The following is a 22119-nucleotide window of genomic DNA, read 5'->3' on the forward strand; positions in this document are numbered from 1 at the left end:
AGCCCCTTCAAGCGACTTGAAGGGGCTTTTTTGTTGCGCGGCGGTGACTGCTCTTCGCGAGAATTTGGTCTTAGCTTGTGAATTGGGCCCGCACGCTTGGACGGTTCAAAACAACGAGTGACATAATCCCTAGGATCAAGCCCAGAGGTTGAAAGAGCAGGAATAGGATGGACACTCCGAAACAAAGCGACCACCTTCGTCGCTGATCCATCGATCGGGCCGTAGAAAAGCTTAGGGTTGCTAGGGCGATTGAGCAAAGAATGAACAGAATTCCAAATCCTAGCGCAAACGCACTCGTTGCCAGTGGAGGGCCGGAAAAGCCTGGATCAGCCGTGCCCGCCGAAAGTCGTGCCGATTCTGCTTGAAGGCTCATAAGCCAAGGAAAAAGTAGAAAGCTAAGGGCTCCGATCAGAATTCCCAAGGCATACAAAGTGCCAATTACTTTGAATCCAATCGCCAAGCTTCGTAGATTGGCAGAATCCTGGTTGACTGCGGGAAGTGACATGTTCACTAATTGTACGACTTGGCGAGCATTAAGGTTTGGTCATTAATGATTTGCCCATGCAGGTGAAGACCACCCCGAGGCATTAATCTATTCCCGTGCTGAGTTTGCTCGCCGCCATCTCGTTGGCTCAAGGCCCCTACTTCGAAGCCCCCGCCGGCTCCCGCTTTGCCAAAATCGTCTACGGTGGCGAGACGGTTCTGCCCAACGGACGCTTGCTGACTCCGATGGGGCGGCGCATGTACACCCAGGAAAACCTTTGGCGGGTCGAACTCTCGCCCGACGAAAAGACGGCGGTCGGTATCCACGACAGCGGCCTCAGCATTCTGGACCTCACGCAAGAAAAGCCAAAGCAGAAGATCGTCGGCTACAAGGATGGATCGATCTGCGGCTGCTTCACCAAGGACGGAACCAAATTTGTGATGGGCGGTGGCGAGTCGGGTGACGTGGTGGTTTACGATCCAAAGACCTGGGAGATCACAAAGCGGATCTCTATCAAGGATGAGAAGCACGATGTGCCCTTCATCGTCGATCTCGCCATTACCAAGAACGGAAAAGTCGTTTATGCGCTCGATATCGCCTATCAGCGGGTCGTCACCATCGACCTCGAAAAGGGAACCGTTACCAGCGACGCGAAGGCTGGTCGCCAGCCGTATGCGATTGTCCTGAGCCCCGACGAGCAGCATCTTTACATCGCCAATATCGGTCTCTTTGACTATTCGCTGGTTGGAAAGCCGAAAGACGGGGAAGGCAATCCGAGGGGACTCAAGTTCCCGCCGTTCGGCTTTCCGAGCAAGGAGTCCGAAAAGGGGGTCCACACCGAAGGTCAAGACGTCGACGGGCTAGGTAGTCCGCAAGTTCCCGATGCACAATCCATTTGGCGTTACGACCTGGGAAATTCAAGGAAGCCAGTGGCCGATAAGAAGGTCAAGACTGGCATTCTCATCCACGCTCAGGCCGATCGAGGAAAGTCGGTCGGCGGAAGCGCTCCGAACGCGCTCACATTTGCTGGGTCTAAGCTGTTAGTCACGAATGCTAATAATGATACGCTTCAGGTCTTCGATCAGTCGTGTCGTTTGCTACGAACGGTCAAGTTTACGCCCCAGCCTTTGCTGAAGCAGTACCGAGGCGTGATGCCGACCGGCATTGCCTACAGCCCTTCCAAAAAGCAGATTTACGTCTGCGCCACCGGGCTCAACGCGGTGGCGGTAATTGACGCCAAAACGTTTGCCGTCGCCGGCTACCTCCCGGCCGGCGACTGGCCGATTGCCGTCACCCCGTCGGAAAAGCGCGGCACTTTGCTGGTCGCTAGCAGTTACGGTGTTGGCATCGGGCCCCGAGGTCCGAAGGAATTTCGTCAGCCGGACGATGAGCGGTTCGCCATGCCGCTCCCTGGTCCTGTGATGGAGGACTTCCTGCCCGGGCTCGTTACCGAATTCAAAGTGCCGACCGCTTTTGCCGCCCCGACCCAGACCGTTCTTCGCAACAACGGATTGATGCCAATTCGCCGCAAACCGGCCTTTCCGAAGGAGATCACGCATGTCGTTTTCATCACCAAGGAGAACCACACGTTCGATGGCATCTTTGGCGAGCTTAAGGGGGCGAATGGCGAACCAGACTACGCCGAGCATGGGCTCCATGGTTGGCTAAATCGCAAGAAGGGCGACGAAACCTACCAAGTGATGCCCAACCATATCAAACTTGCCGAGCAATTTGGCGTCTCCGATAACTTCTACATGGAGGTCGGCGCGTCCGGTGCGGGACACCGCTGGCTGGTGGGCGACTACGCTAGTCTATGGACTTCGCGCATCTACTATTCGGGTTGGAACTTCAAAGCCGAAAACGATGCGAAAGGCCGTTTAATCAGTTTCGGATCGAACGGAAGTCAAATTCCCGAGGACTACTTAGAGAACGGATCGATGTGGGAGCACTTGGGTCGAAACAATATTAGCTTTCGCAACTACGGCGAGGGGTTTGAGTTTGCCGATACCGACGAGGGTGAGCCATTTTCACGATCCGGGGCGGCCGAAAAAGTGAATTTCCCCATGCCGAAAGTTCTCTTCGACAACACTTGCCGAGAGTTTCCAATCTTCAACATGAATATCCCTGACATCGCTCGCGTGGATTGGTTCAAGGAGGACATCGACAAGACATACCGGCAGAAAGGGAAGCCGTTGCCTCAATTCCTTAACGTCGCGCTTTGCAACGACCATGGCACGCGACCCAAGCCAGAGTTTGGCTATCCTTATTCGAGCAGCTTCCTCGCCGATAACGACCTCGCCCTTGGCGAGATCGTCGAGTACCTCTCGCACACGCCAGAGTGGAAGCACATGGCGATTTTCGTTACCCAGGACGATGCTGGCGGCGACTATGACCATGTGGATCGACAGCGAAGCTATGTTCTCTGCATCAGTCCCTACGCCAAGCACAGTTACGTCTCGCATGTTCATGGGAGCATCATGAGCATCATCAAGTCGATCTACTCGATCTTCAACCTGGGACCGAACAATATGTTCGACGCCGTGGCTACGCCCCTCGACGACATGTTTACCGATAAGCCCGACTTCACGCCGTATACCCACGTCGACTCTGACCGGCGCATTTTTAAGCCGGAAGCAACCCTCGATCCTGACGACCCCGAGTTCAAGAAACGGCGCTCGATGCCTAGCGAAAAGATGGACAGCAAGGAGTGGTTCGAGTGGCTTGATCGCCAACGGAAGAACAGAAGCGGTTAAGGCCAAGCTTTGACGACAGACTTAGGCATATAGTTCGAGTCTTAACAATATTAACAACAGAAGGATAACGCAAAACTAACGGAGTTTTAATACGGCATCAGTAACATGATGCCTTGGAGGAACCAAATGCGAAAAGCATTTACACTAATTGAGCTACTTGTAGTTATTGCAATTATCGCCATCCTTGCTGCGATCCTATTCCCGGTTTTTGCCCAGGCAAAGGCTGCGGCTAAAAAGACTGCGTGCCTTAGCAACGCCAAGAATATTGGTACTGCGTCTATGCTGTACTCGTCCGACAACGACGACCTTTTCCCCTCGGTCTACGACGGCGGCGATGGTGTCAACCATGGCGGCGACCCGATCGCCACGATGCAGCCTTACATCAAGAATATGCAGATCTGGATTGGCTATCGCCCGAACTTCGATAAGGCGACGAACAACTCGGACGGCACTTATAGCTACAACCGGAACGACTTCGGCTACAACTGGGGCTACGAAATCCGCGGCGCTGAGGCCATGCTGAATGAAGAGCGATGCACTGACGGAGGCCTCGTTCAGGGTTGCGGCGGTCGCGGCGGCCGACGCTACAATACCGGAAAGTCCAACTCGCAGATGGCCAACCCCGCCAAGCTGTTCGCATTTGGCAACTCGTACGATACGCCTCGCCAAACGATGGGCGGCATCGACTGGTTCTTCGATAGCTACCCGGGTGGCGCTCGAAACAACGACATTTACTTCACCGGTAATATCGTTTCTTCCTTCGCCGATGGCCACGCAAAGAGCGTTGCTTATAAGGGTGGGTATATCGGCGGAGCCTCCGGCACTTGGATCGCTTCTCCAAAGAATTTCGATGACCGAGTAAATGGTTACTGTGCCGATCCAGACGCGCTGATTAACCCGTTCCCGCGAGATGGATTCCCGCTTGGAAAAGGTTGGTTGTGCCGCGACTTCCTGGCCTACCCAGAAGCGGCGGGAGTCGTTTGGTGGCCAAACTAAGCCTGGCATTGATGATCGTTGCTTCCGCCCTCCTCATCGGGTGCGGAAGCAACGAACCTTCTCCCGAGCCAACGGCGGCCGAGAAGCAGACCATTTCCCAGTCGACTACCACTTGGACTCCTGGCAAGATCGACGCCTTTAAGAAGGCCCACGAACGCGCCCGCTCGGGTGCAGACAACGACGGACCGCCCACTTCGAGCGGCCAAAAGTCGAAGTAATCGAACATCCCCATCCGGCATCTGGATGGGGATATCGACGGTAAATTAGAGTCGTGAGCGCGCTACTTCTTTGCTTGCTGGCTTCGTTGCAGACTGGCCCAGGTCCAACCATTTCTAAGGACAAGCGCACCTCACCCGAAGAAATCGGTCGATTTTCATGGGGTGACGCCTCTATTCCCATTCAGGGCGAGGGGCAGGACTTTGCCGCACCCTACGACAAGATCATGACCAATTATCTGCGGAAAGTTGGTGCGCCCGGCGGTGCGCTGGTGGTGTATTACCGAGGAAAGCAAGTCTATTCGAAGGGGTTTGGCTACGCGGATGTCGACACACAAAGTCCCTTCGAACCCAGCATGGCGAGCCGCATCTCCAGCGTCTCCAAATTCCTGACCCAAAGCGCCATTAAAATCCTCATCGAAGACGGTCGCCTCGACAAGGACGAAAAGATCATGCCGATCCTCAAAAAGGGCGGGATTGTTCCCCTGACCCAACCCGACCCGCGGCTAAAAGACGTTACGATTCAACAACTACTCGACCATAAGTCGGGGCTTGAAGCCGGCCTCAATATCGGCGACTATACGTCTGCCGACACCATCAAACAGATGGGCCTGACCCAGCCCCTCGACACCAAGCAGGTCCTAGGTGTCATCCTCAGCCGAAAGCTCGAAGCCGACCCCGGCAAGACTGAGATCTATTCCAACTGCGGCTACGCCTTGTTGGGGCAGATCATTGAAATCGTCTCCGGCCAGTCGTATGAGACGTTTGTGAAGGAAAATGTCATCGCTCCGGTCGTCAAGCCGGACCATTGGTTCGTCACGACCGCCAGCCGGACGGACAAGCGTCCGACCGAGCCGGACTACTATTCGACCCGCTCCTTGGCCACCTGGGACGCCTTCCATTGGAACATCTTTCAGGGCGCCGGTGGCTGGGTTGTCCCTACTAACGAGCTGGCCGACTTTTTCCAGCGCGTGTTCCCGGGCGAAGGGTGGGACTACACGCTTTTCGGCAGCTACATCGGCGCCGTCACCGTCATGAAGGTCCATGAAAACAGCCTGACTTACGCCGCGTCCGTCAACTATCGTCGGGGCAACGGGCCCAACGACAACGAAGTTCTCTACAACATGCTGGAGGAGGCCACCAAGAGCCTAACCCTGCCATGAATCTATGTCACAATATCCGAGGTTAAAAATGTCCAGCGACGCAACAGGAATTTTCATCAACGAGACCCACACTTCGGCCGCCATTTGGCAGTACCGAGTCGAGCGAATGATCCTCGAGGGAAAGACGCAGTACCAGACCTACCAAATCTGCGACATCCCGCGCTTCGGCAAGTCCCTGTTCCTGGACTACAACATCCAAACGTCCATTCTGGACGAGTACGTTTTTCATGAGTGTATGAGCCAGCCGGCCATGACGCTTCACCCCAACCCCAAGTCCGTCGTTGTTTGTGGCGGTGGCGAGGGCGCGACCCTGCGCGAGGCGCTGAAGCACAACACGGTCGAGAAGGCCATCATGGTCGATATCGACGAAGAATTGGTCGATATGGTGAAGGAGCACATGCCGGAGTGGCATCAGGGCGCGTTCGAGGACCCTCGCACCACCCTCCTCCACACCGACGCACGGCAATGGCTGGTTGACCACAAGGGCGCAGGATTCGACGTGATCCTGAGCGACCTGCCCAACCCCCATGAGGATGGCCCGGGCCAATTCCTGTTTACGAAGGAATATTTCCAAATCGCGGCCGACGCGATGAGCGAGGATGGCGTGTTCGCCATGCAGGCGGGCTCGGCCAACGAGAACTACCCCGAATGCATGGTCTCCTGCATTGAGACGCTGGAGAGTATGAAAGACGTTTTCCCCTATGTATACGGCTATTACGGTATCGTGTCCACCTTCTTCCAGCCGTGGGGCTTCGTGCTCGCGTCGAAGAAGCACGACCCAATGGCCCTGACGGTTGCCGAGATCGAAGATCGCTTTGCCAAGCGCGGCGTCAAGAATCGTTACTACACCGGTCGCTTCCACCACGCCTGCTTCACCTTGCCGGAATATCTGGTTGAAGCTCAGAAGACCAGCGGTCGAATCCTCACCGATGCCGAGCCGTTTGTTTGGACGGCATAACCCCAGGAAATTAGGGACTTCTTAAAAAGTCGTTATATCGAAATACTTCCACCTTTTATCAAAAGGTGGTATGGTTAGCCGTTGACGGCTGACAATCGTGGTCGTCGACCATTGGTTGTTGAAATGAAACAGTGGGGAAGATACTCTTGGAGTCTCTTTGTTATAAGCGCCGGGCTCTTAGTCGCCAGTTGTAACAATTCGGATGCGACGTCGAGCGCGGTTCTGACGACCAATGCGCCGCCCCCCACGGCCACTGGCCCGATCGTTCCCAAACTTTCCGGCAACGTACCGACCGAAGTGACCGGTGCGAGCCCGACCAAGACGCCGGAAGAAAACCGACCATTCTTTGACCAGTTCAGTTGGCAGTCTTTTATCGCCCTCTGCTGGCCGACCAATACCTCGAAGCGTGGCGTTCCGGCCAATCCGAACGACCCGGCGATGCTCCTGACAATGAAGAACACGACCCCGATCGTGTGGGTTAGCTATAAGAATCAGTGGGACCTTTTCGCCCAGGGTAATAACCGTCCAAGTCCGTGGAACTCCTTTGACGACCCTATCAACCCGTGCCCGTCTGCCCATTCCATGACCCACGTCTTCGGTTTGGCGAAGGGCGCGACACTTCCCAACGGCAAGGGCCTAACCGGCGACATCGACGAGGCTTTCTCGGTGCCCCTGGTCGATCAGCAGAAGAACTACGCGCTGTACGAGATTCGCTATAACCAGCCTCAGTACGACTTTATTCGGGGCAGCGACTCCGATCCAACAACTTGGATTTACCTGAAGAAGAACCTGATGACCCAGGAAATGAAGGGCGGCGGGACCGTGACGATGCCCATCAGCAATACGACGACTCCCGGAGCGATGCTGATCAAAGCGGCATGGAAGGTGATCACCGCCGTCGATGATCCTAGCCGCTATTACATCATCGACGAGCCGGTCTTCGATCCGGTTTCTGGCAAGTGCATCAAGATGAAGCTCGGCCTGGTCGGCCTGCATATCGCGCAAAAGGTCGATGGCTTCTCCGAGTGGATTTGGTCGTCGTTCGAGCAGGTGGACAACGTTCCCGGTGCGCCGAACGCCCGCGCCCCGTACTCGTTCAACAACGGAACGAGTACGCCAAAGACTGATCGCGGCTATGCCAACAAGCCGACTGGCACTGGCGCTTTGCCGGTCTCCCAACGCGTTCCTGTCCAGGTCACTCGGTTCAACCCGATCCCCACCACGCCGAAGGGTCTCAGCACCGTCGATCTCAACGCTCTTTACCAAAAGGCGGTCGGCAATGCTTGGCTGAAATACTACGAACTGGTCATCACCCAATGGCCAACCGACGATACCAGCTTCAAGTTGTATGGCTCTGGCGGAGGCATTTACCCCAAGGATTGTGGGGTCGCATTCCCCGTCGATGGTTGCGCCAACACGTCGATGGAGACCTACTTCCAGAGCAAGCTCGACGCTTCTACCTTCGGAAACTCCTGCATGAGTTGCCACTACCAGGCACCGGGCACCGACTTTAGCTGGTCACTCCAGAACCGATCTCACTAATCAAGAATCACCATGTCTTCCGCTCCCTCGCCTCCGGCCCCGCAGAATTGGTTCATGTATCACGGCGGATACGATCATGCCGGCTACATTCCGCCCACGAGCACCAGCCTCAGCAGCTCCAACGTCAACTCCAGCACCTTTGGGCTCCTGAATTCGATCAACGTCTCGGGGCCGATCCTTTCGGTGCCCGCCGTCGTGGACGGATTCATTTACGTTGGAGTGGCCAATAGCCACAAAGCGCCTGGCTCAATCGGTGGCTCCATCCTAAAGATCAATATTCTGACGGGCGAGCAGATGGCCTCGTTCACCTGGCCCATCGAGATCGACGAACGCGACGCTCACGGCTTTACGGGCATGGGTTGTACGCCGACCGTCATCAACAATTTCGTCTACTTCGTGGGCTTCAATGCCAAGTTGTATTGCCTCAATCAACTCGATCTTTCGCTGGTTTGGGTGACGGACCTACGCAATGCCGATCCGACGCATAACCAACCGATCACGAATACCGCGGGCACGCCGGACAATCCGGTTGCCGCCGGCTGGTCTAGCCCGCTGGTGGTGACTCTCAATATCAGTGGGGTCCAAACTCCCTGCGTGATACTTGGCATTGGGGAGGGTGAAAATCCATACCTTTACAGCTTCATTTACTGCCTGAATGCCAAGACCGGAAACGTCATTTGGATCTACTGCACCTGTCAATTCATCACCGGTAAGCCGAATCCGGTTAATCAGCTTCCGGCGAGCGTGGTGACCGGCACTCCGCCCGCTCCCTTCACGGTCTTCAATGGGACCGAGGTGACGCGCGGTTGCTCAGTTTGGTCCGCCATCGCTTACGATCCCACCACTGGGTATTTGTATGCCACCACCGGTCAGCCAGCCTCGCCGACAAACCCGAATATCGACCAGGGTTTGCCATCGGTCGGCTGGTCGTCGGGCATCATGGCGCTTAATGCCGCGAATGGCAACTTCGTCGCCTTTTCCCAGATGCCCTCATCGACGGCCTATCGTCCGACGGATTTGGACGTTGACATCGGCTCAGCGCCGACCCTCTACACATTGCCAAGCGGACAACGAGTCGTGGCCGTCGGGTGTAAGAACGGCGGATTCATGGTCTGCGACGCCAAGACGCTCAAGGTCCTCAACGTCACTTCGCTCTTGCCAAGGATGGCGAACGGCGACCAAATCCCGAGGATCGACCCTCACCCACCAGTGAGCGAGCAAAACACAGTCGCTCCGCTTGTGCCGAACAACGTCTCTAACCAGAATTGGGGCGAAAACTACTTCGGGCCGTTCAACACCGCCGCTGTGCATCCGCCTAGCGGAACTCTCTTCATAGGTATTGGCGGCCCGAATTACCATCTTCAAGGTCCTGGCATCGACAGCGAAACGACCCCGTTCATGAAAGTGATTGACTGGGCCACGCTCAAAGATAAGTGGGCGCTGGACTCGCAAGATCCGCCCCACTATGCGAACGTGGGCGCGACGATGTACCAAAACCCGGGTGAAAGCGGTCTCAGTTCGCCCGCGGTGGTCAACGACGTCGTGTTCGTCACTACGTCTTGGGTTTCGATCTACGCGTATAAGGTTTCCGACGGGACGCCGTTGTGGTCCGACCAGATTGGCCAGCAAACCGGCGGCCTAAATGGTGGCTACGGCTACTGCCTCGGCCCCGCCATTTGGGGGAACTATGTCGTCGCTGGAGCGCTGATCCTTGGTTCGAATACGTCTCCTGGAGGAGTTCTCAATATCTATGGTCTACTATCGTAATCTCGGTTGGAGGGACGCGGCATGCTGAGCGTCTTCCTTTTCGGCATCCTCACTGGGCTCGATAACTTTCAGTTGTCCTCGGCCCTCGGGCTATCCGGCATTCCCTGGCGTCGGAAATGGCTCGTCGTGAGCATCTTTGCCTTTTTCGAAATGGTCATGCCCGTCGTCGGTGTTCTCTTGGGCAATGGAATGAAGTTGGCTGTAGACAAAGTCGCGCCGTGGCTTGCCGCCAGTTTGCTCTTGGTCGTTGGACTGAGTCTCTTGGTACGTTCGCTTCGAAACAAGCGCGAGATGGACTTCCTTTCAAAAGGCTGGCTCGTGGTGCCGCTTGCGTTTCTGATGAGCCTGGATAACCTGGCCGCAGGTGTTGGCTTGGGTGCGAATGCCGCATCGGTCGTCATGTCGGCGTTAGCAATGGGCCTTAGCGCCGTGTCGCTCTGCATCCTTGGATTGTTCGTGGGCGACAAGGTCCGACGCTTTGTCCCGACTCGAATCGAAATGGTAACTGGGTGCTGGCTGATCGGTCTGGCTATCTGCAAAATCGTCCTCGAATAGCTTCTCGCCATGAACTCCCCAACCGTCCAAAAAGTCTCCAAATCGGTCGTCGCTGAGAGGCTCTCGTTTCCCACCAGCCTGTGCTTCGACCCGGATGGGAATGCGTGGGTAGCGGAATCCGGCCTGCCTTGGGATGGCGCGCCCATCGGAGGCCGGGTGTCGCGAATCCACCCAAATGGTGTGTGTGAGGTCATCGCCTCCGACCTGCGCCACCCGGTCAACGGGCTCTGCTGGCTGGATGGCGCGTTGATCGTATCGGAAGGGGGCTACCCTGGGCGGATCAGCCGTCTGACGCCCGAAGGCGAGCGAACCACGATCCTCGATAACCTGCCTGGCCTGGGGAACTATCACACGAACATGGTCGCGCCTGGGCCGGATGGAAAGCTCTACTTCAGTCAGGGGGCGCTCACGAACCTCGGCGTCATCGGACTCGATGCGTATCAGTTGGGATGGCTGGGGCATTTGCCGCACAACTGCGATGTTCCGGGCCTGGACGTGACGCTCGTCGGTCAAGGTTTCGAGACCCCCGATCCGCTTTCCTCGGTGCCCGACGCCCGAACCCAGACCGGCGCTTTTTCGCCCTTTGGAAGCAAGCACGAGCCGGGAGCTCGCCTTTCGGCCAGCCTGCCATGCACCGCCGCGATCATGCGATGCAACCCCGATGGAAGCGAATTGGAGTTGGTCGCGTGGGGCGTTCGTAACGCCTACGGACTTGGATTTCTGCCCGATGGACGGCTGATCGCCACAGACCAGGGTTCAGATGACCGCGGCAGTCGCTCGATCGGACATGCGCCAGAACTACTTTTCGAAATCAAAGAGGGTGCTTGGTATGGTTGGCCGGACTTCGTCGGCGGCGTGCCAGTAACCGACCCTCAATTCAAACCGACGCGGGGAGCCGATCTGGAATTCGTCCTCGCCAACCACGACGAATTGCCCTCGCCCGAAGCGCCGCTAATGCGTCTACCGGTCAACTCGGCCGCGACAAAGTTCGACCGAATCCCTTCGACCGACCCGTCCTACCCAGGACAGTTGCTCATCTGCCTCTTCGGTGACGAGAAGCCGATGACGGCGCCCGCCGGATTCCGGGTTGGCCGCAACATCTCCCGAATAGACCCGAGCGATTGGTCGCTTCATCCGTTGCCCGATCTCGAACTCTCCCGCCCGATCGATGTTCGCGTGAACCCGGTCGATGGAAGCATCTGGATTGTGGATTTTGGCGAATTCGAAATGGTCCCGCGCGGCGTCGATGCCCGAAGTGGCTCCGGCAAGGTTTGGCGCGTCGAGCCAGATGAACTCTTTTCTTCAACTTAGAACAAGGTCAACCAGCATGAGTGTTTCCTTCCAAAACGACATTTTGCCTTTCCTCTACCCATGGCGGGAGCAGATGATGTGGCGTCTCGACCTCACCAGCTATCAGGATGTGAAGATGAACGCACCGGCGATATGGGAGCAGATCGACCCCGCTAACGGCCCTGCGCAGATGCCGCCACCGCCGCTCCAGCCGCTCACGCCGGACGAGGTGTCGTTGTTCCAGCAGTGGATGAATTCCGGCTTTCCTCCCTAGTCGATCCCGCGATTCGTTGTGACACAATTTCGAGTATTGTGGTCATTCGAAAATTGGTTCCTGGCGATGCGAGAGCGTATCGTGAAGTGCGCTTGAATGCCCTGAAAAATGACCCAGGAAACTATGGCTCTACCTATGAGGAAGAGTCTAAAAGGGATAAGTTGGCCTTTGAAACTTATATTGAAACGCAATGCCCCGACCACGTGGTATTTGGTGCGTTCCAAGGTAGCGATTTAGTTGGTATTACGTCTTGGTTTCGCGATGAGCGCTCGCGGCTACGGCATCGAGGAAAAATCACGCAGGTGTACCTCGCATCAGAATTCCGAGGGCGGGGGTTTTCAAAGCTTCTCGTCGGGGCGACGATTGAAGACGCTTTCTCCAATCTGGAGATTGAATTACTGACCTTAGAAGTCGTTACGACCAATCTCCCGGCGGTTCGTCTCTATGAAAGCCTTGGATTCAAAACATACGGAGTCTTTGAAAGGTATTTCAAAACTGGTGCAGAGTATCTTGACCAAAGATTCATGGTTCTGGCGAGGCCCTAAGCCAGCTCGACTTCCTTATTGCATCGCGCCGCCAACTCTTCGATGATCAGATGGTACGGCGTCTCCAGTCCGTTGCGCTCCCAGCCAATCGGGACCTTCAGCGGCCCCGACACGATGTAAGCGAAGGGCTTGATCGTAAACGTCCCTTTATCCAAAATCAACTGAGCCTTGTCGCCCTTCAGCGTGATCTTCTTTACCGACGAGTAGGGAACCGCCTTGATCGACGTTCCTGACACGATGTCCATGCGGTCGTCGAGCAACACAAACTCGCTCGCGTTGGCCCGAATATGCGCCATCTCGGCGTAGGCGCTTCGCCCTAAATTGAATACAGCGCTCGCCGCATTTTTCACCGTCTCCGAGATGCCCTGCATGTCCACGGACTGCGGCTCGGTCGCCGCACGGCCACTCGCCTTGGCGTCCGACTTGAGTCGTCCCGCCTCGGTCTGAAACCATCTGATTGCTTCGCCTGGCTTGTACCGCACGATTTCCACTGGACTATTTTACGGAATCCTCCAAATGGCGGTTGCATTACACCCGCACGGTTTTCCATTTGCCGATTTTCCAGGCTACAGCGGCAAAGATGCCTTGCACGCCCTGGGTCCCGGCCATCGCCATCCAGGCTCCGTGCGCGCCCAGGCTGAATCCGATCGGCAACGCCAATCCAAACACCACTGCCGCACCGGCCGGCAACGCTAACACGAGGGCCAGCGGCACGCGCATGAACCATAGCGCGACCACGCCGATCCACAGAGGCCGCTTGGTGTCACCCGCACCCTGCATTCCCCCGATCAGCACCATGGCTAGGCAGAACAGCGGCTCGGTCAGGCACAAGAGCCGTACCAACTGCACGATCTCGTGCACCACCGCGTCCTTATGTCCTGCCAGGGCGGGGGCAAAGCTCGGCACCAACATGTACACCGGCACCGCGATGACCACAGTCGAGAGGAGCGACACAACGGCCGCGAGCCACCCGATATGCTCGGCCCTTTCGGGCCGTTTTGCGCCGAGGTTTTGCCCTACGAGAGCGCTCGTGGCCGCGCTGAGGCCAAACGCCTGCGCAAACATCAGCGATTCGATGGCGAAGCCAGTTCCCATGGCCGCGATCGCCGCTTCGTGGTCGGGAACGCTACTCAAGATTAAGGTAAATGCCGTCAGCGACGCAGTTCGGAGCCCGGCCTGAACCGCCGACGGAACTGCGATTTTCAGAATCCTAGAGACCCAAATCCTTTGCGGGAATTTCAGCGAAAACCTCACCGCCAAATTCGTCGAGCGGACATGCCATATGTACAACCCTGCCGCGATCCATGCGCTGGTCGAAAGTGCGAGTCCCGCTCCCAACAGGCCGAGGTTCAGACCAGGAATCCACCCCCGTGGCGGGAAAATGAAGATGAAATTCAGGGTGATGTGGAGCAAAATCTGAATCCCAGAAAGCACCATCGGGCTCTTGGTATCGCCGATGCTTCGCAGGCAAGCCGCGATCACTTGGATCACGCAAATCGCGGGAACGCCGAGCGAATAAGCGCGAAGGAACTGCACCAGATACTTGATGTCCTCAACGTCCTTGTCGTTGAAGACCGTGTGCGCCGCTACCGGCGCAAGCAGGAAAGAAAGGATTCCCAGCACGATTCCGCCGTAGATCGAGACTTGGAGCGCCTGTTGCGATCCCGCCCGAAATTCGTGCTCATGTTTTGCCCCGAACGCCCGCGCCACGATGGCGCCTGCACCAATGGAAATTGCGATGGCGAGGGAAAAAAGGAGGAAGATGAAGCTCATCGAAGCGCCATGCCCGCTCATCGCGGCCTCTGGCAAACTGCCGATGAACGAGCGGTCTAATAAACCGTTCACAACCTGAAGCAGATTCAGCGCGACCACCGGCCAAGCCATCTGCCACAGCTCGGAAACGAGCGAAATATCTGGCTCCGATATCTCGGCCGCAGAGTCCATGAACCATAAAGCTACCTCGAAAACCACCAAAATGGCGGTACAACTAAGATATATGAAAACGCGGGTTGCAATCTTAGCCGCTCTTGCCGGTGTCGTGCTGGTTGCGTGTAAGGGCAACACCAACGACCCGATCGACTTCATCGTTAAGCCGATCAAACCGGGCGGCGACATCAAGATCTCCACCGAGGACAAAGGCAAGCCCATGGTGGTCTATATGTGGGCGACTTGGTGCGGCCCCTGCAAGCAGTTTGCCCCCATTCTGAACGGAATCGCCGACAAGTATCGGCCAAAGGGAATCGAGTTTCTTGCCATCTCTCCCGAAACCCAAAAGGTTGTCGAGCAATCTGAACTCCTAGAACCGCACCGTATGACGGTCGCCATCGACGCCTATGGTTCCGCCACTCAGGTCCTCCAAGCAAACGCCTTGCCCACCATCGTGATCTTGGACAAAGAGCACCGACCGGTTTGGGCAAGCCAGGGCTACAACAGCGGGACCGAGGACGAGATCATCGCGGCCCTCGATAACCTGCAGTAGGCATGCTCTGGCGCAAGCACTACGAAACCCGCATTTTGCGGGACCTTCCGTGCCCCGTTACCCAACTTGTCGCCCTCGACGGCGACTCGAAAATCTACGAATCCGAAGTCTGGATCGGGGGTATCGGCTTTACCGCTCTCGCCGAGCAGGAAGTTTGGTGGCGACTCTTTCAATCCGACTTTCCTAACGACGAACGGGTGCGACGGGTCTTCGTGGTCGAAAGCGCCGATGCGAGGACCGTAGAAACAGCCCTCAGCCTGATCCCGCCGAGTCAAACGAGTCGAACCCTTCTTGCACTGGATCTCAATCAGGCCTGGCAGAGGGCACTCGAAACCGACCAGGGTTTCACCGCCTTGATCGAAGGTGGTCGAATCCCCTTAGCCATGACCGGACCGCCCACCGAAGACGCATGGGAGCTATTCCACGATGAGTGGAAACTTAGAACTTGATGGTTCTCGGACTTGCCAAAACCTTGGATCGGGCCGGTGGCACAAATGTAAAATCGGTGCTGGTCTTGGTATAGCTGAGAGGGAAGCCGTTCGAATCCTTCGCCAGGGTCAGATAGGTATCCAGTACCCGCGTCGACGTGCCAATCTTGTCTTCTTTATGGATTTGGACCGAATTCAGGGTCCAAGTCAAGCCCGTATCGTACGTCTCGGTGTTGAACTGAACAAATCGCGAGTTGTCCGGCAATTTCTGCCAAATCAGGTTCGTGATGTGGGTCGGATCGTTGGCGTCGATGACCTGCTGGCCGGTAAACGAGAGTCCGCCAAGCCAGTCCTTCACTCGGGCTGCGCCGGTGATGCTCGCCTGATCCATCAGGGCCATCAGGTTCTGCGGAGTCCCCATCGCCGTCTCTTTGAAAAGGTTGATGAAACCGCCCCGGTAGTTGACCACGTTCGGGCCGGATTCGACATTGTAGGCGTTGACGCTGTAGGCGTTACCAATCGGGTCGTACGACCACACCTTAACGCCGTCAGCGACGGTTCGCTGGATCAACGTCGCTCCCTCATACACCGTCAGTTCGGCTTTAATCGACTCGTCGGTTGGGTTGGCATCATCGAAAAGCTTCAGCCAGCCAGTGTAGTTGGTGGTCCGCGAGCCGATGCTCTGCGTCGTATCTAGCCGCAAGCAGTAGGAATAAGCCGACGGGTAGGAAGAGTCGATCACGCGAAGATTGCCGAACGCGTTAGTGAGCGTGACCCGACAGTCGTTGTCCGTGAGGGTGGTTTGCCCCATCGCGGCTCCCCCGAGCGCGATGGTCAGAATCGTCAGAACTGATCGCACGCCTAATTGGACCCCCGAAGTCCCGCCAATGTTTCCGCGACTAGGACTTTTGCCATGCCTAGCCGAACACCATGTTCCCGCCGAAGTGTCCCGCCGCTAGCACCAGTAAGCCCGAAACCAGGATCAAAGGCAGATACGAAGGTTTCTCCCGCTGGGTGTACGCCCCGATGCCAACCAAGATGCTTCCCGATGCCAAGAGGACGTGGATGAGCAGATCGCCGTGAAGCAGGTCGTAGCCCAATCGTAGCCATGCCGCGACGCCGGTTGCGATCGCGGCTGTCGAGCAGATCAGGCCAATGGCCAAGTTGATGACCGAGGCAGCGTGGTATCCCGACTCGGGTTTGCGCCGGGCAAAGACCTCCAGCACCGCCGCGATCGCCAGCAGGGCGATAGGGAAGTGGACCAGCGCCGGATGGAACGAATGCTTGGGAATGAGTTCGCTCTTCTCGGCCCCACCTGGTTGACTGCCGCCGGTCGATGGCGCGGAATTGGTGGCTCTTGCCGCCGGTTTCGAGTTCGGATCGCCCGGCAAGGTACCCGCGTTGATTTCGTCGATGTTCGACACGCCGTCGCCGTCGGAGTCCTGCTGTTCCAGCGGCTTCATCACCTCTTTGGTCAGCATTCCATCTTGGGTTTGGTCGAGGGCGTCCTTCACCGCTTTGCCAAAAGCGTTCCGCTTTGGCGGCTTGGTGTGGCACTCTTCGCAGGTTGTGGCAGGCTTGTTGTAGATCGCCTTAAACTCTTTGAGAATATCTGGGGTCGCAAAGGCGGAAACGCCGAGACACGCTAGGACCAGCACGAAGACAGCTCGCAGATTTCTCATTTTCGTCACGAGTTTTACCTGAACGTCCCCCTTGAAGCGGGATTCGCTCAGAATTACCCACTTTTACGAGTGTCATAAAAGCAAAAGTGCCCCGTTTTTGGGGGCACTCTCCAAACCCATCGGGCCCTTAACAAGGTTCCGTATGGTCAATTGAATAATTAAAGTATGTTGCGAGGTTTTCCTTTCGGAACACTGTGATGTTACAACGGCTTTGTGCCGTTTGCGATTTGCGGGGCCCTGAACTGGGATTATTGCGGGCCGGAATCCGGCGTAATTGCCTGCAATACGCCCGTTTGAGCGTCGGGCAGACTCGTAAACTCGGCCTTATCCTGTCGTAAGAACCCGTTGATCGAGTCGATTCGGTCAATTGCCCGGTCGCTGATCGCCTTCGAACCCTTCTTGTAGGCACCGATCGAAACTAGGTCTTCGACGTCGTTGTACGCGGCCATCAATTCGCGCAGTTCGTTCGCCTTCAGCATCTGCTCGGGCGAAACCACAAAAGGCATGGTTCGGCTTAGACTCTGCAGAATGTCAATCGGAGGATAGTGGCCTCTGCTCGTCAGCCGTCGGTTCAAAACCAGGTGGCCGTCCAAGATACCACGCGCCGCGTCGGCGATCGGGTCGTTGGTATCGTCGCCTTCGACCAAAACCGTATAGAGAGCCGTGATCGCGCCCTTCGGTCCCATGCCTGCGCGCTCCATCAGTCTCGGAAGCAGAGCAAATACGCTCGGCGTGTAGCCCTTTGTGCTCGGTGGCTCGCCGACGGCAAGCCCAAGCTCGCGTTGGGCCATCGCAAATCGAGTAACACTGTCCATCATCAGTAGGACCGATTTGCCCATGTCCCGAAATCCTTCGGCAATCGCAGTCGCGGTAAACGCCGCCTTGATGCGCATCAGCGCCGGCGTGTCGCCGGTGGCACAAACGATGACGCTCTTCTTGAGGCCCTCGGGCCCTAAATCGTTCTCGATGAACTCGCGCACTTCACGGCCTCGTTCACCAACCAGACAGATCACGTTGACATCCGCTTCCGCATTCCGGGCAATCATGCCCAGCAGGGTGCTCTTACCCACGCCGGAGCCGGCGAAGATGCCCATTCGCTGACCCTCACAAAGGGTGATCAAGCCGTCGATCGCCCGAACGCCAGTCTCCATCGGGCGCGAGATCATGCGTCGGTCCAACGCGTTCGGCGGATTCGCCATCGTCGGATATTGTTGTTCGCACATCGGAGCGGGCTTACCGTCGAGGGGTTGTCCCAGGCCATCCAAAATACGTCCAAGCAGGTTCATTCCGATGGGGACGCTCAAGAATTCGCCGGTGCCATGTACCAGGTCGCCCGCCCGAATTCCGTCGAGGTCGCCCAGCGGCATCAATAGGGTTCGCGGGCCGCGGAAGCCAACGACTTCGACCGGCACCTCGCGCATGTTCCCGTCGCTGTCGCGAGTCGACACAAAACACAAGTGACCAATGCTCGCCACCGGACCGCTGGATTCAACCACCAGGCCGACGACCTGCTCCACGCGGCCGTAAAGTCGAAACTTCGGCGCATTTTGCATCGCCGTTCGCAGCCGTTCAAATTTTGGTTCAGCGAGGGTCATTAGGCCGCCTGGTCAAACTCTTCTTGGATGAGGCTCAGACGCGTATCGACGGTTGCGTCGATGATGCCCGCCTCGGTCTCGACCATTACACCGCTCATAATCGTGTGGTCCTGCACAATCTCGATCCCCTTCAGGTCACGCGAAAGCATCGCCAACTCGTCGCGGTGGCTTTCAAACAGCGCGTAGTCGCTCGGATTGATCAAGATTCTTGCTTGCTTTGCGTGCGTTACCAGTTGAAGAACGTCTTTACAGATCGAAAGCGCAACCATGTGGTTGGTCTCGAGTTCCGTCGCGAGAATTCGTCGCACGACTTCCATCGACATGTGAGTCAGCGTTTCCTCGGCCTGGGCAAACCAGCCCTCGATCGCCTTGTCGAGGTCTGCCCGCAGGTGCTCCCAATCCTCGAAGAACTGAGCCGCTTCCTTGTTGCGCTGGCTCCGCGCATCGCTAAGGGCCATCTCCAATCCGGCCTTCCGCCCTTCGGCGATGCCGGTCCTCATTCCGTTGTCCATTCCGGCCTTGTAGCCATCCTGGTACGCCTTTTCCTTGATGAGGCCGATCTGGTCGGTCAGGCGCTGAGGCTTGTTCTGCACTCCTTTGAGGGTCGGAATTTCACCGAAAAGAAGCTTGCCTTGGAGCGTCTCGGCCGTCTTTGCCGCTTTGGCGTCGACCCTAGACAAGCATCTCCTCCTCGCCACCTCGGCTGAGGACGATCTCGCCCGATTCTTCCAGTCGACGGATGATGGCCACGATCTTTTGCTGGGCCTCTTCCACCGCCTTCAGTCGAACCGGCCCCATAAACTCCATGTCCTCCTTCAACATCGCCATTGCGCGTTCGGACATGTTTGTGTAGATCTTGTTTTGAACTTCGACCTTGACACCCTTCAGCGCAACGCCCAGTTCCTTCATATCGACTTCGCGCAGGATCGCTTGGATGGCGCGGTCGTCGAGCAGGATGATGTCTTCGAAGATGAACATCATTCCCTTGATCGTGTCCGCCAGTTCCGGCTCGTTGTCCTCCAAGTGCTCGATGATCAGCTTTTCCGTCGTCCGGTCGCATCGGTTCAAAAGATCGACCAGCGCCTTCGGGCCACCCGCCTGGGTCAACTCTTGCGAGAGAACCGACGAAATCTTCTTCTCCAAAATCGCCTCGACTTTCTTGATGACTTCCGGAGGCGTCTGCTCCATCATTGCGATTCTCGCCGCGACGTCCGCGCGGAGGTCGCCTTCCAATTTGCCGAGGATCATCGCCGCGCTGGAGATCGGCATATAGGAAAGGATGAGGGCGATCGTCTGCGGATGCTCGTCCTGGATAAAGCTAAGAACCTGTTGTGGGTCGGCCTTTTTGAGGAACTCGAATGGCACGATCTGCATCGCCGTTAAAATCTTGCTGAGGATTTCGTTCGCTCGGTCCGAACCGAACGCCGATTCCAAAACTGCACGTGCGTTGCCGACGCCACCTTCGGCGATGTACTCCTGCGCGATCGCCAGTTCGTAGAATTCGTCGATGATCTGCTCGCGGACTTCAGGGAACACCTTGTCCAAACGCGCGACTTCCAGCGCCAGCGTCTCAATGTCCGAGTCGCTGAGGTGCTTGACGATTTCTCCCGAAGTCTCCGGGCCGAGCACCATCATGAGGACGGCGGCTTTTGTCTTATTCGGCAATTCTTTTTGCTTGGGTGTCATCGCGTTGGGGTCTCCGCAAGCCAGGTCTTAATGAGCATGGCAGTCGGCTCGGGTCGATCCTTGGCCATTTGCTTGATGGCGGCCAAGTGAACCGATTTCTTCTCTCGAATCTTTTCGACCTCGACGATCTCGCCGTTGTCGCGGTAGATCACGCCGTCTTCGGTCATTTGCGCCAATTCCTCTTCGCTGAAGCGGGCAATGTGCTTGTTCAGCGAGTCGCCGTGCGATGCGTCTGCGGCTGCATCGTGCGAGCTAACCATCGCATATTGCTGGGGAACCTGGCCGTTCACAAGCGGAACCTGGACCATTTGGCCGTCCGGCATTGCAAGCGTGGTGTACGAAGGCTTGCCAATCTTGCTGATCTGTTTGACCACCATGATTCCGACGATCAGCAGGGCAAAGATGGGAAGCATCGACATGATCTGCTGGAGTCGAGCCGAACTGGCGGCCTCGCCCTGAGCCTGCATCACCTGGTTCTTTGCCGAGTTGTCGAAGGAGGTTGCCGTGACGCTAGCCACGAAGCTCTTCTTGTCCTTGTTGGCGATCTCGGCATTGATGTAATCCTTCAGGGACTGGAGTCGGCCCGCATCGGCAAACGGCTTGTCTTTGCCGCTGTCGGCCAAGATGTTGATGGTCATGGACTTGATGACGCCAACGGCGGGATTGCTCTCCGTTTCGGTCAGGGTCGAGTTCGGCGCCAACTCTTGTACGCTGTTCTCATAGTGGTCCTTGTCTCCACCTGAAGTCCCCGCTGGTTGTTGCGTCAAGTTAGCAGCCGCTCCTGCGGCGACGGGCGCACCGCCGCCCTGACCGTTCATCTTTTCGGTCATGGACTTGGTGGCCGCGCCTTTCTTGAATTCCTGCGAAGTCGTCTTCACATGCTTCTGGTCCATGTCGACCTCGCACGTGACGCTGACGCTGGTAGATCCGGTTCCAAATACCGCGTCGAGTTTGCTCTGGAGTCGGGTCTCTTCCTTTCGGGCTAAAGACTGCTCCATGTCGAGCTTGCTGGTAGCCATGGTATCGCTACCGTCCAATTCGTTACCGTTATAAAGGGCTTGGGATCGTTCGTCGAGAACCACGACATGCTTCAAATCGAGTCCGTCAACCGAGTTTGCAACCAGCATGGCGATTCCTTTGGCCGATTCGTGGGAAATGGAACCATTGCCTGAGGTAACGAGGTTGATGGCGGCGGTGGGCGGTCGCTGCTGCTCGGCAAAGGGCGATGGGTCGCCGAGCGTAATATGAACCTGGGCCATCCGAACGCCGGGATTAGTTTCGATCGAAGCGGAAAGTTCACCTTCGGCGATTGCTTTCAACCGCTGTCGCTCGACCGCAGGCGTGGTGGTGAGGTTCATGTCACCGAGGTTTTCGACTCCGAGGTGAGCGCCTTTAGGAATCTTGCCACTCGAAGCGAGTTGCATGCGCAGCTCGTTGACCCTGTCGGCAGGGACCTCGACCTGACCGGGCAGATCGTACTTGACCGGAACGCCGCGCGTCTGTAGCTCGGCTACGATTTGCCCCTGGCTGGCGTCGTCCAGACCGCCGTAGAGCAAGGCGTACCGAGGCCGCGAGGCCACGGAGTAGATCCCGACGAGCAGCAGCAACGTAACTGCGATGCCGCCCAGCGTCGTGTATCGTTGGGCCGGACTGCTGTCCGCCCACCAATTCTTTATTCGTTCGATGATTCCGCCCATGGTTTTAGTC

General features: G+C 56.9%; 21 protein-coding genes. 13 read left to right on the plus strand and 8 right to left on the minus strand.

Annotation, left to right across the window (positions count from 1 at the left end; all coding sequences use genetic code 11):
• The first annotated feature begins 600 nt into the window (after window positions 1–600).
• The 11 genes from GC165_08465 to GC165_08515 all read left to right on the plus strand — a co-directional run bounded on the left by GC165_08465 (window position 601) and on the right by GC165_08515 (window position 12542).
• The gene (locus tag GC165_08465) at window positions 601–3237 is read left to right on the plus strand and encodes a hypothetical protein (GenBank protein ID MBI1332899.1); all 2637 of its coding nucleotides are present in this window, start codon (window positions 601–603) and stop codon (window positions 3235–3237) included.
• A gap of 126 nt (window positions 3238–3363) precedes the next feature.
• Window positions 3364–4233 carry a prepilin-type N-terminal cleavage/methylation domain-containing protein gene (locus GC165_08470; protein ID MBI1332900.1) on the plus strand — a complete coding sequence of 290 codons (870 nt, stop codon included), beginning with the start codon at window positions 3364–3366 and terminating at the stop codon, window positions 4231–4233.
• Window positions 4234–4244: 11 nt separating this feature from the next.
• Window positions 4245–4451, plus strand: a complete 207-nt coding sequence (locus GC165_08475; protein MBI1332901.1) for a hypothetical protein — start codon at window positions 4245–4247, stop codon at window positions 4449–4451.
• A 53-nt stretch (window positions 4452–4504) separates the two neighbouring features.
• On the plus strand, window positions 4505–5611 hold the full coding sequence (locus GC165_08480; protein MBI1332902.1) for a serine hydrolase: 1107 nt from the start codon (window positions 4505–4507) through the stop codon (window positions 5609–5611).
• A gap of 4 nt (window positions 5612–5615) precedes the next feature.
• Window positions 5616–6569 (plus strand): spermidine synthase, encoded by a 954-nt coding sequence (locus GC165_08485; GenBank protein MBI1332903.1) that lies wholly within the window; start codon window positions 5616–5618, stop codon window positions 6567–6569.
• Between the two features lie 123 nt (window positions 6570–6692).
• The gene (locus tag GC165_08490) at window positions 6693–8111 is read left to right on the plus strand and encodes a hypothetical protein (GenBank protein ID MBI1332904.1); all 1419 of its coding nucleotides are present in this window, start codon (window positions 6693–6695) and stop codon (window positions 8109–8111) included.
• A 12-nt stretch (window positions 8112–8123) separates the two neighbouring features.
• The gene (locus GC165_08495) at window positions 8124–9878 is read left to right on the plus strand and encodes a hypothetical protein (protein MBI1332905.1); all 1755 of its coding nucleotides are present in this window, start codon (window positions 8124–8126) and stop codon (window positions 9876–9878) included.
• A gap of 21 nt (window positions 9879–9899) precedes the next feature.
• Window positions 9900–10433, plus strand: coding sequence for a hypothetical protein (locus GC165_08500; protein ID MBI1332906.1), 534 nt, complete (start codon window positions 9900–9902; stop codon window positions 10431–10433).
• A gap of 9 nt (window positions 10434–10442) precedes the next feature.
• Window positions 10443–11744, plus strand: a complete 1302-nt coding sequence (locus GC165_08505; protein MBI1332907.1) for a sugar dehydrogenase — start codon at window positions 10443–10445, stop codon at window positions 11742–11744.
• A 16-nt stretch (window positions 11745–11760) separates the two neighbouring features.
• On the plus strand, window positions 11761–11997 hold the full coding sequence (locus GC165_08510) for a hypothetical protein (protein MBI1332908.1): 237 nt from the start codon (window positions 11761–11763) through the stop codon (window positions 11995–11997).
• Window positions 11970–12542: a GNAT family N-acetyltransferase gene (locus tag GC165_08515; protein ID MBI1332909.1), complete on the plus strand. Its 573-nt coding sequence runs from the start codon at window positions 11970–11972 to the stop codon at window positions 12540–12542. Before GC165_08510 ends, GC165_08515 begins: the two co-directional genes overlap by 28 nt.
• Here the strand turns inward: GC165_08515 and GC165_08520 are convergent.
• Both GC165_08520 and GC165_08525 read right to left on the minus strand, forming a co-directional pair.
• Window positions 12539–13033, minus strand: a complete 495-nt coding sequence (locus tag GC165_08520) for a hypothetical protein (protein MBI1332910.1) — start codon at window positions 13031–13033, stop codon at window positions 12539–12541. The two genes, GC165_08515 and GC165_08520, sit on opposite strands and share 4 nt — an antisense overlap.
• A gap of 37 nt (window positions 13034–13070) precedes the next feature.
• The gene (locus tag GC165_08525) at window positions 13071–14690 is read right to left on the minus strand and encodes an MATE family efflux transporter (GenBank protein MBI1332911.1); all 1620 of its coding nucleotides are present in this window, start codon (window positions 14688–14690) and stop codon (window positions 13071–13073) included.
• Here GC165_08525 and GC165_08530 point away from each other — a divergent pair.
• Both GC165_08530 and GC165_08535 read left to right on the plus strand, forming a co-directional pair.
• The gene (locus GC165_08530; GenBank protein MBI1332912.1) at window positions 14485–15021 is read left to right on the plus strand and encodes a redoxin family protein; all 537 of its coding nucleotides are present in this window, start codon (window positions 14485–14487) and stop codon (window positions 15019–15021) included. The genes GC165_08525 and GC165_08530 overlap by 206 nt on opposite strands.
• Before the next feature lie 2 nt (window positions 15022–15023).
• On the plus strand, window positions 15024–15470 hold the full coding sequence (locus tag GC165_08535) for a hypothetical protein (GenBank protein MBI1332913.1): 447 nt from the start codon (window positions 15024–15026) through the stop codon (window positions 15468–15470).
• Here the strand turns inward: GC165_08535 and GC165_08540 are convergent.
• The 6 genes from GC165_08540 to GC165_08565 form a co-directional block, all read right to left on the minus strand.
• Window positions 15460–16308: a hypothetical protein gene (locus GC165_08540; protein MBI1332914.1), complete on the minus strand. Its 849-nt coding sequence runs from the start codon at window positions 16306–16308 to the stop codon at window positions 15460–15462. The two genes, GC165_08535 and GC165_08540, sit on opposite strands and share 11 nt — an antisense overlap.
• Window positions 16309–16366: 58 nt before the next feature.
• The gene (locus tag GC165_08545; protein MBI1332915.1) at window positions 16367–17131 is read right to left on the minus strand and encodes a hypothetical protein; all 765 of its coding nucleotides are present in this window, start codon (window positions 17129–17131) and stop codon (window positions 16367–16369) included.
• 248 nt (window positions 17132–17379) lie between these two features.
• Window positions 17380–18726, minus strand: a complete 1347-nt coding sequence (locus GC165_08550) for a FliI/YscN family ATPase (GenBank protein ID MBI1332916.1) — start codon at window positions 18724–18726, stop codon at window positions 17380–17382.
• Window positions 18726–19406, minus strand: a complete 681-nt coding sequence (locus tag GC165_08555) for a hypothetical protein (GenBank protein MBI1332917.1) — start codon at window positions 19404–19406, stop codon at window positions 18726–18728. The genes GC165_08550 and GC165_08555 overlap by 1 nt, the downstream gene beginning before the upstream one ends.
• Complete coding sequence (gene fliG, locus GC165_08560) at window positions 19399–20412, minus strand: flagellar motor switch protein FliG (GenBank protein MBI1332918.1); 1014 nt, start codon at window positions 20410–20412, stop codon at window positions 19399–19401. Before fliG ends, GC165_08555 begins: the two co-directional genes overlap by 8 nt.
• Complete coding sequence (locus GC165_08565) at window positions 20409–22109, minus strand: hypothetical protein (protein ID MBI1332919.1); 1701 nt, start codon at window positions 22107–22109, stop codon at window positions 20409–20411. Before GC165_08565 ends, fliG begins: the two co-directional genes overlap by 4 nt.
• Window positions 22110–22119 lie beyond the last annotated feature (10 nt).

The sequence above is a fragment of the Armatimonadota bacterium genome (genome assembly GCA_016125185.1).
In the GTDB taxonomy this organism is placed as follows: Bacteria; Armatimonadota; Fimbriimonadia; order Fimbriimonadales; family Fimbriimonadaceae; genus Fimbriimonas.

Excerpts from the sequence above, each read along its gene's own strand:
- GC165_08470 (MBI1332900.1), top strand. The coding sequence starts at position 3,364 with ATGCGAAAAGCATTTACACTAATTGAGCTACTTGTAGTTATTGCAATT.
- GC165_08475 (MBI1332901.1), top strand. The coding sequence starts at position 4,245 with ATGATCGTTGCTTCCGCCCTCCTCATCGGGTGCGGAAGCAACGAACCT.
- GC165_08485 (MBI1332903.1), top strand. The coding sequence starts at position 5,616 with ATGTCACAATATCCGAGGTTAAAAATGTCCAGCGACGCAACAGGAATT.
- GC165_08490 (MBI1332904.1), top strand. The coding sequence starts at position 6,693 with ATGAAACAGTGGGGAAGATACTCTTGGAGTCTCTTTGTTATAAGCGCC.
- GC165_08495 (MBI1332905.1), top strand. The coding sequence starts at position 8,124 with ATGTCTTCCGCTCCCTCGCCTCCGGCCCCGCAGAATTGGTTCATGTAT.
- GC165_08500 (MBI1332906.1), top strand. The coding sequence starts at position 9,900 with ATGCTGAGCGTCTTCCTTTTCGGCATCCTCACTGGGCTCGATAACTTT.
- GC165_08505 (MBI1332907.1), top strand. The coding sequence starts at position 10,443 with ATGAACTCCCCAACCGTCCAAAAAGTCTCCAAATCGGTCGTCGCTGAG.
- GC165_08510 (MBI1332908.1), top strand. The coding sequence starts at position 11,761 with ATGAGTGTTTCCTTCCAAAACGACATTTTGCCTTTCCTCTACCCATGG.
- GC165_08530 (MBI1332912.1), top strand. The coding sequence starts at position 14,485 with ATGAACCATAAAGCTACCTCGAAAACCACCAAAATGGCGGTACAACTA.
- GC165_08525 (MBI1332911.1), bottom strand. The coding sequence starts at position 14,690 with ATGGGCTTGCCTTTGTCCTCGGTGGAGATCTTGATGTCGCCGCCCGGT.
- GC165_08535 (MBI1332913.1), top strand. The coding sequence starts at position 15,024 with ATGCTCTGGCGCAAGCACTACGAAACCCGCATTTTGCGGGACCTTCCG.
- GC165_08545 (MBI1332915.1), bottom strand. The coding sequence starts at position 17,131 with ATGAGAAATCTGCGAGCTGTCTTCGTGCTGGTCCTAGCGTGTCTCGGC.
- GC165_08550 (MBI1332916.1), bottom strand. The coding sequence starts at position 18,726 with ATGACCCTCGCTGAACCAAAATTTGAACGGCTGCGAACGGCGATGCAA.
- fliG (MBI1332918.1), bottom strand. The coding sequence starts at position 20,412 with ATGACACCCAAGCAAAAAGAATTGCCGAATAAGACAAAAGCCGCCGTC.
- GC165_08565 (MBI1332919.1), bottom strand. The coding sequence starts at position 22,109 with ATGGGCGGAATCATCGAACGAATAAAGAATTGGTGGGCGGACAGCAGT.